Source organism: Halorubrum tebenquichense DSM 14210 (assembly GCF_000337415.1).
In the GTDB taxonomy this organism is placed as follows: Archaea; Halobacteriota; Halobacteria; order Halobacteriales; family Haloferacaceae; genus Halorubrum; species Halorubrum tebenquichense.
The window spans coordinates 30589-46568 of the sequence record NZ_AOJD01000061.1 but is presented as its reverse complement, the minus strand read 5'-3'; the positions used below and the strand labels follow the sequence as shown (position 1 = coordinate 46568).

Sequence of the window (15980 nt, the reverse complement as noted above, 5' to 3'; positions counted from 1 at the left end):
CGTGGTACTCCCCGCACACCAGCACTTGCGATCGTTGTACAAAGACGTATAACCCGATTTTTCAGGGGCTGACGTGTCCCTACTGCGGCCACGACAACAATGAATGAAAGCACTAACGACGTTGACGACCGTATCGCGAAGGTTGAGTGTACCCACTGTAACAAGATGGTTCATGCTTACAGAACGAAGCACGGACGCGTGATGGCCGCAACCACGGCTAGTGCCGTGTTAGGAGCTGTTGGAGCTACGGTCGGTACCGGCATTGGTGTTGCTTCCGGTGGTACGGGGACTGCTGCGACGTACTACCTCGGCGCTGGACTAGCAGCAATTGGCGGGGGCTACGGATATATCGCAGGTAGTGCCACGGACCAAACACACTGTCCGAACTGTGAGGGAGTAATCGAATTAGGTATTTAGGGAGATACTAGTTCGAAATCAATTCATTCTGATGAGCTGGGTTGATTCACTAGCCAATATATATCGTAGAGTTAGTGTTTAATACCAAGTGACGACTTCTGAAACAACTCGATAACCGCACCCGGAATACCGGCCCGATCACGCCGGTCGGCCCGTGGGTTCTGCCGTCTTATATATCAGTTTTTAGTAATTTCATGCGGTTAGAGTCCACAGGGAAGTCGAACCAGCACAAAATGTGGCTCCGCGACGACAAGCTGGAAGAGCTCCGCTAGGTGGTCGGCGACCACCGCGACGATCCAATCGTTCAGCTCGGCGGGTACGTCGGGCTCCGTACCTTCGAGATCCCGCGGTACTTGAATTGTGATTACAGACTTAACTATCAGATAGTAGAATACCGAAATTGGGTGGCTGGGGAGTCCCAGCCCACCAATCCCGCACGGCCAAAGACCGTGCGCGTTGTAGGTGGGCCAACACGGATTTGAACCGTGGACCTCCCGGTTATCAGCCGAGCGCTCAACCTGACTGAGCTATTGGCCCAGGTGAGCGCATTCAGTCGTTGCGCGGGTAGGATTTTAAGGGTTTCCTTTCGGGAGCCGCCCGCCGTGTGGCGGTTTCACGGGGTCGAAGCGAGGCCCGTGCCGTCAGTCGGTTCCCTTCCGCTCCTCCTCTTCGACGGTGAAATCCACGTCGACGACGTCGTCGTCCGCGGCCGCGCCGCCGGAGTCAGCGCCCCCCGCAGCGCCGCCGTCGCCGTCGCCGCCGGCGAACCCGTCCGGGCCGCCGTCGGGACCGCCGCCGGGGAAGCCGCCGCCCATCGAGAAGCCGCCCTCGCCGTCGTTCGGGAAGCCGCCGATGTAGACGTTCCCGGAGAGGAACCCGTCCGTCTCCTTCTCGATGTACGGGACGACGACGTACTTCTTTAAGGCCAATCGGATCGGGACCCGGGAGAGCGGGAGCGCGAGCAGGAAGCCGACCGCATCGGTGACGAGCCCCGGCGTGAGCAGGAACGCGCCCGCCGCGATCAACAGCCCGCCGTCGAGCAGTTCGTCGGTCGGGGGCGCGCCCCGGGCCAGCTTCCGCTGGATCCGCGCGAGGGTGGCGCGGCCCTCGGCGCGGAGGAGGAGCATCCCGAGGACGGCCGTCAACACGACGAGCGCGACCGTCGCGGGCCACCCGAGCCGCGTCGCGACCACGATCAGGAACAGCGCGTCCACGAGGGGGACGACGAGGAGCAGCGCGAGCAGCGTTCGCGGGCGCATACCCCCGCCTTCCCGCCGGGCCCCCATAGCCCTTTTCGTCGCGGGCGGGGGTCGGGGCGATCTCGGGTTCGCGCTCGCCTCGGCCCCGCGTCCCCGGTCGCGTCCGCCGCGACCGCCACGGCTTTGCCCGCCCGGTCCGAGCCGGCGGTATGGACATCGTCGGCGCGCTCGGCCGCGACCCGCCCGACCGCGACTCGCTCCCGCGGTGGGTCGCGCCCCTCCCGAAGCGGCTGGAGGACGTCGCCTTCCGGTTCGCGTGGGTCATCGTCGCCATCAACCTCGTCGGCACCGCCTTCGGCTTCTGGTACTACCGGTTCCAGTTTCAGGCCCTGCCGACCGAGATGTGGATCTTCATCCCCGACAGCCCCGGTGCGACGCTGCTCATCGCGCTCGCGCTCGGCGCGTGGGCGCTCGGCCGGTCGAGCGACACGCTCGCCGCGCTCGCCTTCTTCGGCAACGTCAAGCTGGGGCTGTGGACGCCGTACGTCCTCGTCGTCTTCTACCCGCAGTTCCTCGCGAACTCGGGCCCGGCGCTGTACGCGTTCCTCCTCGTGAGTCACCTCGCGATGGTCGTTCAGGCGTTCGTCCTCCACCGCATCACGGACTTCCCGCTCCGCGCCGTCGCGGTCGCGACCGCGTGGTACACCGTCGACCTGCTGATGGACTACTTCGTCCCCGTGGTCGGCGAGGTGACCCACACCGCGCTGCCGTACGCGGACGCCGAGCCGTGGTTCACCACCACGGTGTTACAGGTCGCGGCCGCCGGCGCGGTCGTGCTCACCGTGGTCCCGCTGTTCTGGGCCCTCGGCACTCGGATCGCGACGCTTCGGAGTCGCGCGAGCGACGCCGGACCGTGACCGGATCCGCCGCCCCGCTCCGCTCACCGATTTAAGTGACCGGCCGTCGTCGGATCACACATGAGCCTCTACGAGCAGATTGCGGACCTGCCGGTGACTATCGAGTCGGTCGCCCGCCGCCGGCAGACCGCGGACACGACGAGCGGGTTCGAGCGCACGACTACGGAGTATCGGCTCTCGGGCGACGGCGTCGTCGGGCGCGGCGAGGACGTCACCTACGAGACCGCCGACCACGACGCGCTCGCCGGGACCGACCCGATCGACGTCGAGGGGGAGTGGACGATCGACGCGCTGTCTGACCGGCTCGACGAGGTCGACCTGTTCCACGGGAACCCGCCGGAGAACGAGACCTCGCGGAACTACCGCCGCTGGGCGGTCGAGAGCGCGGCGCTCGATCTGGCGCTCAGGCAGCGCGAAGAATCACTGGGCGGGTTCCTCGGGGTCGAGCCGGAGCCGGTCCGGTTCGTCGTCTCGACGCGGCTCGGCGACCCGCCGTCGACCGACCGCGTCGAGGGACTGCTCGCGCGCAACCCGGAGTTGGAGTTCAAACTCGACCCGACGCCGGAGTGGCCCGAGGCGGCGTTCGAGACGCTGCGCGAGACCGACGCGGTGCGAATCCTCGATTTGAAGGGCTGGTACGAGGGGACCGACGTGGACGTCGAGCCGGACCCGGAGCTGTACCGCGACGTGTTCGCGGCGTTTCCGGCCGCGGTCGTGGAGGACCCCGCGTTCACGCCGGCGACGGGCGCGCTCGTCGAGCCGCAGGCCGATCGACTCTCGTTCGACTACCCGATCGACGGCGTCGAGAGCCTCGAGTCGCTCCCCGTCGAGCCGGGGTGGTGTAACGTCAAACCGTCGCGGTTCGGCACGCTCGAATCGCTGTTCGAGACGATCGCCTACTGCGAGCGCGAGGGGATCGAACTGTACGGCGGCGGGCAGTTCGAACTCGCGAGCGGGCGCACCGCGATCCAGACGATTGCCGCGCTCTGTTACCCGGACGGCCCGAACGACGTGGCTCCGCGGGCGTACAACGACCCGGACGCCGAGCCTCCGTACCCCAAGAGTCCGCTCCGCCCGAGCCGCGACGCGGTGGGGTTCGAGTTCTGAGACCGCCGACTGGACCACTCCGTCCGTGATCGCTCACAAATCGATCTGCGGTGGCGCGTGCCTGCGAGCGGCCGACAGGCCGCGAGGAGCACGCGCGAGGGAGTCGCGAACGGAGTGAGCGACGAGGCTGGGGGGGCGTGAGGTGCGGTTGCTGTGCGGGGCGGGACTCGAAGGGGCAGCCGGGAGGCGGGCGCAGGCGACGTAAGCACCACAGCGAAGGAGCGTTAGCGACTGAGCGAGGAGCGCAGCGAGCGTGCGCCCGCCTCCCGGCCGGGGCTTCGGTGGTCTCTGTCGGGACAAGAGTGACTGCGTATAGCCTCCCGGCCGGGGCTTCGGTGGTCGTGTCGTTGACCGTAGCCGCGTCCGATCGAGTGGCTGAGGATCAGACGGTCTCGTTCCGGTCCGACTCGACCCCTATGAGACGAACTTCAGCAGGTCGTCGCGGTTGTGGTCGTGGAAGCGCGTCCGCAGGCACTCCTCTAACGCCTCGATGTCGCCGCGCTTCGCGCAGATCGGGGCCACTCGGTCGGACCACTGCTGCCACGGCGGGTACAGCCCGAGCCGGTCGCAGATCGCGTCCAACCGCTCGTCGAGGTCGTCGATCTTGTCGGTCTTGTTGACCGCGACGATGGGGTCGACGCCCACGTCCTCCAAGAAGCCGAACATCTCCACGTCGTGGGGGATGTTCCCGCGCTCGCGGTGGCGGTCGATGATGTCCACCGCGGCCTTCCCGTCCAGGACGACGACGCCCGCGAGGATCGAGTCGGCGTTGTCCTCTAAGTAGCGGACGATGTCCGTCTTGATCTGCTCGCGGTGTTCGTCCTCGACGCCGGACATGAAGCCGAACCCGGGCAGGTCGGTGAACATGAACCCCTCGCTGGCCCAGTCGAAGTGGTTCGGCTGTCGGGTGACGCCCGGCTTGCCGCCGGTCGAGAAGTCGTGTCCGGTCAGTTCGCGCATCAGCGTGGACTTGCCGACGTTCGATCGTCCCACGAGGACGACCTCGGCGTTGCGGCCCGGCCGGTCTTCGAACATGTCCGACCGTGCGCGCCTGAACGGGTTAAGTGGCCCGTCCGCGCCCGTGCCGACCCCGCCCGGGCGAACCGAGCACCGCGCCCGCGTCGACCTCACCCGGACGCGTTGCCGGCGGAACGTTGATGCCCGCGAGCGGCGAGGTCGACGCATGGACAAACAGGCCGTCCGCGAGGCGGTGTGGGACGCCTTCGACGAGGGCGACCAAGGCCGGTTCCCCTTCCCGCCGCACGACCGCATCCCCAACTTCGCCGGGGCCGACGCCGCGGCGGAGCGGCTCGCGACGACCGCGGCGTGGGAGTCGGCGGCGACGCTGAAGGCCAACCCCGACGCGCCGCAGCTCCCGGTCCGCCGGGCCGCGCTCCGCGCCGGGAAGACCGTCTACGTGGCGCAGCCGCGGCTCCGCGACCCGAACCCGTTCCTCCGGCTCGACCCCGAGGAGATCCCGCCGGAGGAAATCGACGACGCGACGACCGTCGCGGGGATCTCCGAGTACGGGACGCCGACCGCGCCCGAGGACGTCGCGCACGTCGACCTGATCGTCGCCGGCTCCGTCGGCGTCACGACCGACGGGGCCCGGATCGGGAAAGGCGAGGGGTACAGCGACTTGGAGTGGGCGCTCCTCAGCGAGCTCGACGCGGTCAGTTCCGACACGACGGTCGCGACGACCGTCCACGAACTCTCCGTCCTCGACGGCCCCGAGTCCGCCGCAGGCGCGGCCGCCGAGCTTCCGGCTCCCGACGCCCACGACGTTCCCCTCGACCTCGTCGTGACGCCCGAGCGGACGGTCCGCACCGACACGCCGTACGCCCGCCCGTCGGGCGTCGACTGGGACGCGCTCGGCGGGGAGCGGCTGGACGCGATCCCGGTGCTTCGGGAGCGAGCGCCCTGATCTGACGGAGTGACTCACCGTCTGACGAATCGCGGGCTGTAACCGACCGACGGACCGCGGGCTGTGACGGGTCGTGGTCGACGACGGAAAAACCTGAAACCGCTCGGCTCGGTCAGTCGGCGTGCTGCGGCGTCGGCGCTGCCCGCTCGGAGCGGTGGTCGGCGACGTGGCCGCACTCGGGACAGACGACGGTGCGCTCGTCGCCGTCGCTGACGACGAGCCACCCGTCCGACAGGGCGCTCTCGAAGCGACACTCCGCACAGAAGAGGACCGACTTCCCGCGGGAGGACCGGGGACCGCTGGCGTCTGCGTTCATGTTCCACCACAGGAGCCGGAGCTATAAGGGTCTTTTTCGACCTGATCGTTCGGCATGGTCGGGTCTCCCATGCCGAACTCTTTCACGAATCGAGCCAAAACGGATCGATCATTTCGAAACGAGGAAACATACTGATCGGGGACTGTCACTATCGTTCCGGAATAGACCGCCCGCCGCGACCCCGTTTCCGCCCGATCTTCCGCGCCCTACCGCGCCAGCGGCATGTTGTAGCTCGTCTCCGCCTCCATCACGTACTCCCACGTCGCCTCGCAGTCGCAGGACACCTGCTCGAAGACGCTCGGGTCCTGCCGCTTGTCGAAGTCTTTGATCGCGGTCTGGACGCGGTCGTCGCACTCGCCGCAGTTGTGCGCGCCGCGGTCGGAGCCGTGCCCGACCGGATCGGAGACGACGATGGCGTCGGCGTCGGCGGTCTCCTCCAGCACGTGCGCGACCGACCAGAGCCACGGCGGGCGGTAGCCCCCCTCGAAGAACAGCTCGTCGACCATCGTGTACCGCTGGACGTTCGTCGGGTTCATCGAGACGGTGTGACAGCCGTCCACGTCGGCGCAGCGCCGGATCGAGTCGATCATGTCCTCGACCGCCTCCGGCTCCGCGAGGAAGGGGGGCTTCATGAGGAGGTACGCCTTGATCCCCACGTCAGCGTCGAACTCGGCGTCCGCGTCCGCGGCCTCCGCGCAGGCGTCCTCGAAGTCGGCGAAGTCGAAGTACTTGTTCACGCAGTCGTGGCGGACGCGGTCGGTCGCGGTCTCTAACCCCACCGCCACGTCGGTCGCGATGCCGTGGTCCGCGAAGTCGGCGATCTTCTCCCGGCTCACGAAGTCCGGCAGCGACTCGACGACGATGCGGTCGCGGTCCGCGAACGTCTCGGCGATGGCCGCCCGCGTCTCCGCGGGCACCTCGCGCTCGTCGAGGAAGGAGCCGGAGGTGTAGATCTTGATCAGCTCGGCCGGCTCGTCGGCCTCCTCGGCCTCGTGGTCGAGGCACGCGTCGATCTGCGTCATGAGGTCCTCGTGGGCGACGCTGCCGCCCTCGACCGACTCGGCGACGTACCCGCACATCGTACAGCCGCCGGCGCGCGCCCACCGACAGCCGCCGGTGTTGAGGATGATCGTGAGAGAATTCACCACGCCGTCGGGCGTGTTGTCCTCGTCGATCCACACGCGGGTCGGCTCAGTCGGGTCGTACGTCTCCGAGCGCTCGGCGCGGATGTCGCGCATCACGGCGTTGTGCGCGTCCATCCCGCGCCCCTGCTCGTACGCGTCGGGGCTCGGCTGGCTCATTGCCGAAGGAAGCGGCCGCGCGCGTAAAGCGGTGTCGTCATCGCCGCTCGCCGGCGGCTGGACGAGCGGCTCGGACCCTGCTCAGCCGGCTGCTCGCCGCAGGACGGCGACCGCCGCCACGACCATGACGCCGACGACCGCGCCGACCGCGTTGACCCCGGCGTCGACCCACGCGAACGACCGCCACGCCAGCGGCGCTTGGAGCAGTTCCACACAGAAGCCGACCGCGGTCGACGCGCTCGCCGCCCGCGCCGCGCCCCCGACAGCCCCCGTCTCCGGAAGTCCGTCCTCGCGGGCGTCTCCGCGCCCGAACCCGGTCGCTCGCGTCGCCAGCGCGGCCAGCGCGGCGTAGCCGATCAGGTGGAACGCGGCGGTCGGACCGAGGGCCGCGAGGGGGCCGACCGGCGCGCCCCCGCCGCCAACACCGCCACCGGGGCCGACGAGCGCGTCCGGAACCGGGAGCACCGACGCGACGAGGACCACCGCCGTCCCCGCGAGGAACGGCCGCCACGCGCCGCCCCACCTGTCCGCCGAGCGACCCGCGTCGGCGCTGCTCACCGTCTGCCGAGGAGGAGTGCGGCCGCGAGGACGCCGAGGACCGCCGCGCCGACCGGTGTCGGGGCCTCGTCGCCGGTTGAACCCTCGACCTCGTCGCTCGCGTTCGTTTCCCCGCTCTCGTTCGGGTCTGCGGTGTCGCTCGTGTTCCCGTCGCCGGTCTTCCCGTCGCCGGTCTTCCCGTCGCCGGCGTCCGAGAACGCCGCGTCGTCGTAGGCCGGCGTGACGACCCCGCCGTCGCCGCCGCCGGAGACGTTGAACGTCACGGAGGGGGTCGACAGCGGCTGCGGGTAGTCGCGCCGGCTGGTGAGGTCCGTGCTCGTCTCGCGGGTCCCGACCTCCGCGACCGCCGGCTCCGCGTCCGGCTCCACGCGGACGGTGACGGTCGCGACCGCCGCCTCGCCGGTGACGCCCGTCGTCGGGTCGTCGAGCGACTGGACCAGCCGCGCGGCCCCGCGTTCGTCGTCGTACTCGACCGACTCCGACACCTCGGCGTCCGACTGCGACCGGTCGTCGCCCGAGGGGGCCTCCCGGAACCAGCCCGCCGACTCGATCTTCGTGACCGTCAGGTACTCGCTCGGGTAGTCGAGCCGGAGCGTGAGCCCGTACACCCCGTCGTCGTCGCGCTCCCCGTCGTTGACCATCGCCACCTCGAAGGTGACGGTGTCGCCGGGCTCGACGTCGAACGACTCCGGCGACACCGAGAGCGCGCCCGCGGTGTCACCGGCGCTCGCCGGGGCGGCCAGCGCACCGGCCGCACCGACGAGCAGCGCGACTCCGACGATGACGGCGAGCGCGGCCAGGCCGCCCCGCCGGCCCGGTCTCATTCCGGCACCTCCGCGGTCAGCGTGACCCCACCCGTCTCCAACAGCGCCGTCTCGTAGCCCGCGTGCCGCGAGACGTTCGGGGCGGTCGCCACCGAGAGCGCCAGTTCGTCGCCCGACTCGACGTCGTCGAGCGCGGTCCCGTAGTGGTAGCCGACCGCGTCGTCGAGCGCGGCGTCGAGCGCCCCCGACGCGACGGCGCTCCCGTCGCGGCGCACGGCGTAGTCGAGCGCGGCCATCGGGAGCATCGAGCGGTTGTACGGCGTCCGCGGCGAGACGAGGAGGTAGCGCTCGTCGCCCTCGACGAACCGCGACCCGCCGGGGAGTAGGGCAGTCGCGAGCAGCGCGTCCCCGACGACCGGTTCGCCCAAGAGTCGCCCGGGGAGGTGCGCCGCGGGCGGCAGTTCGCCCTCCGCGGGACCGCGCCAGTAGGTCCCGTACCGCCGGTCGTCGACGCGCGCCTCCCAGCGCGGCTCGCCGCGGTGGTCGCGGTCGACGTCCTGTCGCTGCGCGTCGACGAAGTTCGGCCCCTCGCGGTCGGCGTCGCCGTAGCTCCGCCCGCCGCCGCGCCCGAGCGAGCCGTTCGCCATCGCGCCGCGGACGCCCCAGTCCGACTCCTCTCGGACGTACACGATGTCGCCGATCACCGACTCGCGGAACGCCCGATCGTACTCGAAGGTGAACGTCCCGGTCGCCGGCTCCGCGAACCGCCCGGCGAACGACCCGGTCTTCCGGGCGTCGACGGCTCCCACCCGGACCGTCGCCTCGTAGGTGCCGTCGCCGCCGAGCGAAATGTTGTCGCCGAAGTGGAACCCCATCTCCTGCGAGACCATCGGCCACGGGGTGTGGGGCGTCCCGGACTCGCCCTCGCGGCCGACGGTCACTCGCAGTCCGGTCTCCGCCGGGAGGACGCGCCCGGTCTCGGCGTCGCGGACCGTCACCATCAGGTGGACGTCGTGGTCGTCGGTCGGGGCCGCCGCCTCGACCCGGTCGCCGGTCACGTTCCAGAACCGGTGCGGGTACGTGAGCATCGGTTCGAGGAGGTAGTCGCCCGCCTCGACGAGCTCCAACCGCCGCATCGCCTCGAAGTGCGTCGGGACGTACGTCGCCGCCGGCGGGTCCTCGACCCGGGGCAGCGACGGGGACCCGCCGTCACCGCCATCGTCCCCCGCGTCGTCCCCGCTCCCGTTCGTCGCTTCGTCCCCGCCGCTGTCGGCCCCGCCCGTCGACCCGCCGCCGGCGTTGCCGTCCCCGGAGTTGGTTAAACACCCGCCGAGCGCGCCCGCTCCGACGGTCGCGCCGAGGGCGAGCACGCGGCGGCGGCTGTGCGGTCGCTGCGGTCCGGTCCCGTCTGTCGGTGTCGTGTCGCGTGTCATCTGTCGTGTCTCCGTCGCTCCGAACGCGTCATCGGACCCGCTCCGCGTCGGTCCGGCTGCGGTCCCGAACCCGCTCCCCGAGTCGGCCCCGCCGCGTCACGGCTCGCTCCGCGGGTCCGGGTCGGGGAGCGCGCGCAGGCCGCGGGGCGGCACGAGGAAGTTCCCGCGGCTCCGGACGAACACGTACTGGAGGATCCCGTTGTTGATCCGGCTCCCCACCCCCGTCTCGTCCGCGACGTCCGCCCCCGTCATCGCGTCGCGGACGGCGACGAAGTCGCCGATCGACTCCTGGAGCGTGAGGAAGTGGATCCCCGTGTGGTCGCCGTCGGTCGTCGGGAAGTCGCGCCTGAGTAGCCGCGGTTTTCCGTCCTCGCGGGCGCGTGCCGCCTTCTGTGCGTGCCCGACGACGCCCTCCTCGCGGGCGTACGCGACCGCGTCTTCCGGGAGGTCCGCGACGCCCGGGTCGCTCCCGAGCCGCTCGCCGTACTCGCCGACGCGCTCCTCGTCGGCGTGAGTCGGGCTGAAGAGCTTCGCCACGCGCTGGGCGTGGCTCTCCTGTGACCACCAGGCGTCGAGCTGCGTCCGCAGCGTCGAGACCTGCTGGGTCGTCCCGCCGGCGAACGGTCCGGCCTCGATCGTCACCCGATCCTCGGTCGCCTGCGACGCCGCGAAGCCGTTCGCGAACCCCATGAACAGCTTCGCTCCCTCCGGGACCGGCGCGTCGTCCGGGATCCCGTCGACGTCGCGGTGCTCTCGCGGGAGCCCCGCGCCGATGAATCCGGTCCGCCGGTCGACGGGGTCGAACAGGTCGCTCGCGTCCGTCATCGGGACGCCGTTGGCGGCGGTCGCCTCGCCGAACAGCGCCTCGTCGGCCGCGAGGACCGCCGCCGGCTCGTCTGCGGCCAAGTGGACGAGCGCGTCCGCCTCGTCGATCGACGGGTCCTCCAGCCCGGTCAGCGGTCGCGGGGCCGGGAGATCGACCGACTCCGGGAGCGTTCCCGGCAGCCGGTCGAAGTAGGCGGGCGAGTAGCCCACGGTGAACAGCAGCCCGGCGGCCGAGCGCTCGAACGCGCGTTCGAGGTCAGTGAAGGCCGCCTCAATCCGCTCCCGGGCGTCGGCCCGGGGGGCGTCGCCGCGGTCGACGTCGACGTACCGGAGCACGTGGTGGGTCGGCGGGACGACGTTGCCCGCGTCGTCGCGGTCGAGCGCGTCGTCCCACGCGTGCTGGCGCTCCGGGGCCTCGCCGGGGTCGCCGGCGGGCACGCCGTCGAGCGGGCCGCCGCCGACCGCGTCCCCGTTCCCGCCCCCGCCGGCGTCGCCGTCGCTGCCGAGGCAGGCGCTCAAGCCCGCGACGCCGCCGAGCGCGACGGCGGCCTTCGCGAACTCGCGCCGCGGGACCGAGTCCGGATCCGGGAGTTCCATCCTGTCGTGTGACCGTTCGTGTCTCGTCGGTAAGACGGCGTCGGCGACCGGCCCGGCCGGCCGCCGAGTCTCGTTCGCTCCCTCTTCGCTCTACTCGTCGCCCGCGCCGTCGTCGGCCCCGTCGCTCGCGCCGTACTTCCCGTAGAGGTACGCCGCGCCCGAGACGCCCGCGGCCCCGGCGAGCGGACCGAACCCGGGCGTGTCGTCGGCGGTCTCGCCGTCGCCACCGTCCGAACCGTCGGAACCGCCCGAGTCGCTCCCCCCGTCCGAACCGTCGCCGTCGGACCCGTCGGAGCCGCCGTCCGAACCGTCCGAGTCGCTCCCGCCGTCTCCGCCGGAACCGTCGTCGGAGTCGTCCCCGTCGGAGTCGTCGCCGTCGGAGCCGTCGTCGCCGCCGACGGTCGCCCGAACGTCCTCTCCGGACAGCGAGGTCCGAAGCTCGTAGTGGTCGTAGCTCGCGTTGACGGGGAGTTCGACCAGTTCGCCGTCCTCGTTCTCGTAGCCGTAGTGCTCGCTGTTCGGGTCGAACCCGCCGACCAGCGACAGCGCGTCGGCCCCGGTGGCGTCGAACGCCTCGACGACCGCGTCGGCGGCGAGTTCGACGGCGACCTCCTCGCCCCCCGACACAGACGACGCCTCGACGACGCCGTGCCCGGGTGCCACGAGCCGGTAGGTGTCCTCGACGACCGACGAGACCGCGTCCGTCCGCGGGAACGAGACGGTGAGCGCGTCCGCGGTCGCCTCGACGCTCGCGTCCTCGACCACCTCGTCGACGCGGATCATCCGCTCCTCGCGCTCCGGCGCGATCGTGTCGTACTCGGCGTCGAGCGTGTCCTTGACGAACGGCCCCTGGAACTGCCCCGAGTTGAACACGCGGGAGTCCTCGACGAACTCCTCGCTCCGGCCGGCGACGAAGTCGTTCGTCGAAACGAGGTACGTCGCCTCGGGGTCGAGCGGCTCCCCGCCGACCCAGACGTTCCGGACCCGTCCCTCCCCGTCGTGGCCGGTCCACTCGTAGGAGACGCCGGACACCTGAATGGCCGGCTGGGCCCCGTAATCGCCGGGCATCGGCCGTACCGACCGCTGGAGGTACGACCGGAGCTGCGCGCCGGTCAGCTCGTAGACGACGATCTCGTTCGGGAACGGCAGGATGTTCATCACGTCGCTACCGGTGAGGTCGCCGGGCCCGTACGTCGATCCCGACCGGATGCCGCCGGCGTTCTGGACCGCCACGTCGATCTCCTGGTCGAGGTTGCCGACCTCTCGCATCAGGTCGGTCATCAGGTTCCCCCACCCAGTCTCGATCTCGTAGTTGTCGAAGCTGGCGTTGAGCTCGACCTCCGTCTCGACGACGGGCTGGCCGAGCCGCTCTTCGAGGTCCGAGAGGTAGCCGTCGGCGATCTCGGCGATCGACTGGTCCCGCTCGACCGACCGGACGTCGCGCGGCGTGTAGTTCTCGGTCGACTCCGGCGGCGACTCGTCCTCGCCGAGCGCCTCCGAGTCGTAGACGTCGACCCGCTCCCACTCCGAGAGCTCGCCCGTCTCGACGTCGAAGGTCAGCCGCCCGATGTGGTCGAACTCGTCGCCGAACTCGGCGACGGTCGTCCCCTCGATGGTCTCCGGCTCCTCGTAGACCACGTTGGAGTGCGACCCGACGATGGCGTCGACGCCGTCGACCGCCGCGATGGTCTCGTGGACGCCGCTGGAGACGTGCGACGCGCAGACGATGAAGTCCGTCTCGGGTTCGAGCGCCTCGACGGCGGCCTCGGCGGCCTCCGTGTAGCCGAGGACCTGCCAGTCCTCGGGGTAGTCCGTGATGTCGTAGAAGCCGGTGGTGCCCATCCCGAAGACGCCGACGGTGTAGCTGCCGACATCGACGGTCGTCCACCGCTCCGTCCCGGGGACCGGCTCCCCCTCCGGGGTGAGGAGGTTGGCGATCACCCACGGGAACTCGGAGGCCTCGAACCGCTCGCTCGCGGTGTCGACGCCGAAGTCGAACTCGTGGTTCCCCGCCCCGACGGCGTCCGGTCCCATCTCGTTTAACGCCTCGACCATGTGCTCGCCCTCGAACTCCAAGCCGAGGACCGACGGCGCGAGGTCGTCCCCGTTCCCGAAGAAGGCGGTGTTCGGGTGTTCGCTGCGGAGTTCCTCGACGATGGCGTAGTAGCGCGCGATGTCTATCGCGCCGTTGCCCGCGTCCTCGAACCGGCCGTGGAAGTGCGTGTCGTGGACGAGCGTGAGCGTCCCGTCGTCCTGCGCCGCCGCGCCGCCCGTCGCCCCGGTTCCGAGGGCACCGACGGTTACCCCGCCCGCGGCCGCCGCCAGCAGGCGACGGCGCGTCTCATCGACGACCTCCTCCGACCGCGTGTCTTGCGACATAGTTCCGTAAGACAGAGAGACGCTATTAAACATTTACATGCCGGATAAGTGGTGGTACCAAGCTCTATATATCCACGAACGTGCGGTATCGGCTCGGACCGTGGCGGCTTCGCGGGGAACCGGACCGAGGCCGACGGATCCGAACCTGTCAGTCGGTATGATTTCCCCTCGGCCGGGGACGACGGATGCGCGTAACCGAGAGCGGTTGCGTCGGCGTGTGAAGGAATAACCGTGCGCAGTACAAACATAACGAACGAGAATTACATGACTGAAATGGGCGGCTACAGAGACCGTGTGGCACAGGTCGACCTCACCGGTGGCGACGTCAGCTACCGCGGGATCGACGACGAAGACGCGGAGAAGTACATCGGCGCGCGCGGGCTCGGCGTCAAGTACGTCTTCGACAAGGGTCCCGACGTGGACCCGCTGGGACCGGAGAACCGACTGGCGTTCATGACCGGCCCGCTGACGGGCACCCAGACCGTGATGAGCGGCCGGATCGCCTTGGTGACGAAGTCCCCGCTGACGGGCACCGTCACCGACTCGCACCACGGCGGCTGGTCCGGCGCGCGGCTCAAGTGGGCCGGGCTGGACGGCATCCTGCTCGACGGCGAGAGCGACGAGCCGGTGTACCTGTTCGTCGAGGACGGCGACGTCGAGGTACGCGACGCCTCGCACCTCTGGGGACAGGGCGTCCACGACACGATCGACCAGATCGGCGAGGAGGTCGACGGCAAGGTCGGCCGCGACGTCTCCGTGATGGCGATCGGGCAGGGCGGCGAGAACGAGGTCCGGTACGGCTGCGTCATCAACGAGGACGACCGCGCCTCGGGCCGCGGCGGCACCGGGGCCGTGATGGGCGCGAAGAACGTCAAGGCGGTCGTCGTGAAGTCGGGCACGGACATGCCCAAGCCCGCCGACCCGGAGACGTTCCAAGAGGGCTACCAGCAGGCGATGGAGGTCATCCGCGAGTCCGACGTGACCGCCCCCAACGAGGGCGGGCTCTCGATGTACGGGACGAACGTCCTGATGAACGCGACCGAGGAGATGGACGGGCTCCCGACGAAGAACGCGAAGTACACCTCGACGGAGGAGTACAACGAGACCGAGGGCGTCGACATGGAGGCGGAGCGCGTCTCCGGCGAGAACGTCCGCGAGAACATCCTCGTCGACGAGCCGACCTGTCACTCCTGTCCGGTCGCGTGTAAGAAGGAGGTCGAGGTCAACGTCACCCACAAGGGCCAGGAGATGAACGTCCGCACGGAGTCGTACGAGTACGAGTCCGCGTGGGCGCTCGGCCCGAACTCGGGCCACTCCGACCGCGACGAGATCGCGCTGATGCTCCAGCGCTGTAACGACCTCGGCATCGACACCATCGAGGCCGGCAACATGATGGCGATGGCGATGGAGATGAGCGAGGAGGGCAAACTCGACGGCGTCGGCCACCTCGACTGGGGCGACTCGGAGACGATGATCGACCTCATCGACGAGATCGGTCACCGCTCGTCGGACCTCGGCGACCTCCTCGCGGAGGGCCCCGAGCGCGTCGCGGACGCGAAGGACGCGCACGGCAACAAGCTCTCCGTGAAGGGCCAGACGATGGCCGCCTACGACCCGCGCTGTATGAAGGGCATGGGGATCGCGTACGCGACCTCCAACCGCGGTGCCTGCCACCTGCGCGGCTACACGCCCGCCGCCGAAATCCTCGGCATCCCGGAGAAGGTCGATCCGTACGAGTGGGAGGGGAAGGGCGAACTCACCGCCACCTTCCAGGACCTCCACGCCGTCTCGGATTCGTTCGACATCTGTAAGTTCAGCGCGTTCGCCGAGGGGATCGAGGAGTACGTGCTCCAGTACAACGGCGTGACCGGTCGCGACCTCAGCGAGGACGAGCTGTTCGAGGCGGGCGAGCGCGTCTACAACCTCGAACGCTACTACAACAACCTCGTCGGCTTCGACGGCGCGGACGACACGCTGCCGAACCGCTTCGTCGAGGGGCACCCGGACGCCATCCCCGGCACGGGCGCGAGCGAGGGCGAACTCGTCGAACTCGACCAGCTGAAGGCCGAGTACTACGAGACCCGCGACTGGGTCGACGGGGTCGTCCCCGACGAGAAGCTCGCCGAACTCGACATCGACATCGGGCCCGGAACCGGGGTCTCCGCCGGCGACTCGGCGGCTCCCGCCGACGACTGACGACGGGCGCGTCGCGACCGAGTCCAGGCGTTCATTTTTAACTTATT

13 protein-coding genes and 1 tRNA gene are annotated in these 15980 nt (G+C 69.9%); 4 read left to right on the top strand and 10 right to left on the bottom strand.

Annotated elements, in window-relative coordinates; translation table 11 throughout:
* Positions 1–880: 880 nt before the first annotated feature.
* Positions 881–954, bottom strand: a tRNA-Ile gene (locus tag C472_RS11775).
* A 104-nt stretch (positions 955–1058) separates the two neighbouring features.
* Positions 1059–1676, bottom strand: coding sequence for an FxsA family protein (locus C472_RS11770; RefSeq protein ID WP_006630065.1), 618 nt, complete (start codon positions 1674–1676; stop codon positions 1059–1061).
* A 149-nt stretch (positions 1677–1825) separates the two neighbouring features.
* On the opposite strand from C472_RS11770, the gene C472_RS11765 reads away from it, so the two are divergent.
* Positions 1826–2533 carry a DUF1405 domain-containing protein gene (locus C472_RS11765; protein ID WP_006630064.1) on the top strand — a complete coding sequence of 236 codons (708 nt, stop codon included), beginning with the start codon at positions 1826–1828 and terminating at the stop codon, positions 2531–2533.
* 60 nt (positions 2534–2593) lie between these two features.
* Positions 2594–3640: a hypothetical protein gene (locus C472_RS11760; protein ID WP_006630063.1), complete on the top strand. Its 1047-nt coding sequence runs from the start codon at positions 2594–2596 to the stop codon at positions 3638–3640.
* A gap of 414 nt (positions 3641–4054) precedes the next feature.
* On the opposite strand, the gene engB is transcribed toward C472_RS11760, so the two are convergent.
* Positions 4055–4675: a GTP-binding protein EngB gene (gene engB, locus C472_RS11755; RefSeq protein ID WP_006630062.1), complete on the bottom strand. Its 621-nt coding sequence runs from the start codon at positions 4673–4675 to the stop codon at positions 4055–4057.
* Positions 4676–4823: 148 nt separating this feature from the next.
* Between engB and C472_RS11750 the strand changes: the two genes are divergently transcribed.
* Positions 4824–5564 (top strand): 5-formyltetrahydrofolate cyclo-ligase, encoded by a 741-nt coding sequence (locus C472_RS11750; RefSeq protein WP_006630061.1) that lies wholly within the window; start codon positions 4824–4826, stop codon positions 5562–5564.
* 112 nt (positions 5565–5676) lie between these two features.
* Here the strand turns inward: C472_RS11750 and C472_RS11745 are convergent, their stop codons facing one another.
* From C472_RS11745 to C472_RS11715, 7 genes are all read right to left on the bottom strand, one after another.
* Positions 5677–5880 (bottom strand): hypothetical protein, encoded by a 204-nt coding sequence (locus C472_RS11745; protein WP_006630060.1) that lies wholly within the window; start codon positions 5878–5880, stop codon positions 5677–5679.
* A gap of 206 nt (positions 5881–6086) precedes the next feature.
* On the bottom strand, positions 6087–7181 hold the full coding sequence (locus C472_RS11740) for an archaeosine biosynthesis radical SAM protein RaSEA (RefSeq protein ID WP_006630059.1): 1095 nt from the start codon (positions 7179–7181) through the stop codon (positions 6087–6089).
* An 81-nt stretch (positions 7182–7262) separates the two neighbouring features.
* Positions 7263–7739, bottom strand: coding sequence for a hypothetical protein (locus C472_RS11735; RefSeq protein ID WP_006630058.1), 477 nt, complete (start codon positions 7737–7739; stop codon positions 7263–7265).
* The gene (locus C472_RS11730) at positions 7736–8563 is read right to left on the bottom strand and encodes a hypothetical protein (protein ID WP_006630057.1); all 828 of its coding nucleotides are present in this window, start codon (positions 8561–8563) and stop codon (positions 7736–7738) included. The genes C472_RS11735 and C472_RS11730 overlap by 4 nt, the downstream gene beginning before the upstream one ends.
* Entirely contained in the window at positions 8560–9936 is a 1377-nt protein-coding gene (locus tag C472_RS11725) for a DUF7350 domain-containing protein (RefSeq protein ID WP_082238255.1), read from the bottom strand. The genes C472_RS11730 and C472_RS11725 overlap by 4 nt, the downstream gene beginning before the upstream one ends.
* 96 nt (positions 9937–10032) lie before the next feature.
* The gene (locus C472_RS11720; RefSeq protein WP_006630055.1) at positions 10033–11358 is read right to left on the bottom strand and encodes a DUF7405 family protein; all 1326 of its coding nucleotides are present in this window, start codon (positions 11356–11358) and stop codon (positions 10033–10035) included.
* Positions 11359–11448: 90 nt separating this feature from the next.
* Positions 11449–13737 (bottom strand): bifunctional metallophosphatase/5'-nucleotidase, encoded by a 2289-nt coding sequence (locus C472_RS11715; RefSeq protein ID WP_006630054.1) that lies wholly within the window; start codon positions 13735–13737, stop codon positions 11449–11451.
* Positions 13738–14001: 264 nt separating this feature from the next.
* Here C472_RS11715 and C472_RS11710 point away from each other — a divergent pair, with 264 nt between their 5' ends.
* Positions 14002–15933 (top strand): aldehyde ferredoxin oxidoreductase family protein, encoded by a 1932-nt coding sequence (locus C472_RS11710; protein WP_006630053.1) that lies wholly within the window; start codon positions 14002–14004, stop codon positions 15931–15933.
* Positions 15934–15980 lie beyond the last annotated feature (47 nt).

What these genes read in the sequence shown, in the direction of transcription:
- C472_RS11770 (WP_006630065.1), bottom strand. Translation starts at nt 1,676, where the DNA reads ATGCGCCCGCGAACGCTGCTCGCGCTGCTCCTCGTCGTCCCCCTCGTG.
- C472_RS11765 (WP_006630064.1), top strand. Translation starts at nt 1,826, where the DNA reads ATGGACATCGTCGGCGCGCTCGGCCGCGACCCGCCCGACCGCGACTCG.
- C472_RS11760 (WP_006630063.1), top strand. Translation starts at nt 2,594, where the DNA reads ATGAGCCTCTACGAGCAGATTGCGGACCTGCCGGTGACTATCGAGTCG.
- engB (WP_006630062.1), bottom strand. Translation starts at nt 4,675, where the DNA reads ATGTTCGAAGACCGGCCGGGCCGCAACGCCGAGGTCGTCCTCGTGGGA.
- C472_RS11750 (WP_006630061.1), top strand. Translation starts at nt 4,824, where the DNA reads ATGGACAAACAGGCCGTCCGCGAGGCGGTGTGGGACGCCTTCGACGAG.
- C472_RS11745 (WP_006630060.1), bottom strand. Translation starts at nt 5,880, where the DNA reads ATGAACGCAGACGCCAGCGGTCCCCGGTCCTCCCGCGGGAAGTCGGTC.
- C472_RS11740 (WP_006630059.1), bottom strand. Translation starts at nt 7,181, where the DNA reads ATGAGCCAGCCGAGCCCCGACGCGTACGAGCAGGGGCGCGGGATGGAC.
- C472_RS11730 (WP_006630057.1), bottom strand. Translation starts at nt 8,563, where the DNA reads ATGAGACCGGGCCGGCGGGGCGGCCTGGCCGCGCTCGCCGTCATCGTC.
- C472_RS11725 (WP_082238255.1), bottom strand. Translation starts at nt 9,936, where the DNA reads ATGACACGCGACACGACACCGACAGACGGGACCGGACCGCAGCGACCG.
- C472_RS11720 (WP_006630055.1), bottom strand. Translation starts at nt 11,358, where the DNA reads ATGGAACTCCCGGATCCGGACTCGGTCCCGCGGCGCGAGTTCGCGAAG.
- C472_RS11715 (WP_006630054.1), bottom strand. Translation starts at nt 13,737, where the DNA reads ATGTCGCAAGACACGCGGTCGGAGGAGGTCGTCGATGAGACGCGCCGT.
- C472_RS11710 (WP_006630053.1), top strand. Translation starts at nt 14,002, where the DNA reads ATGACTGAAATGGGCGGCTACAGAGACCGTGTGGCACAGGTCGACCTC.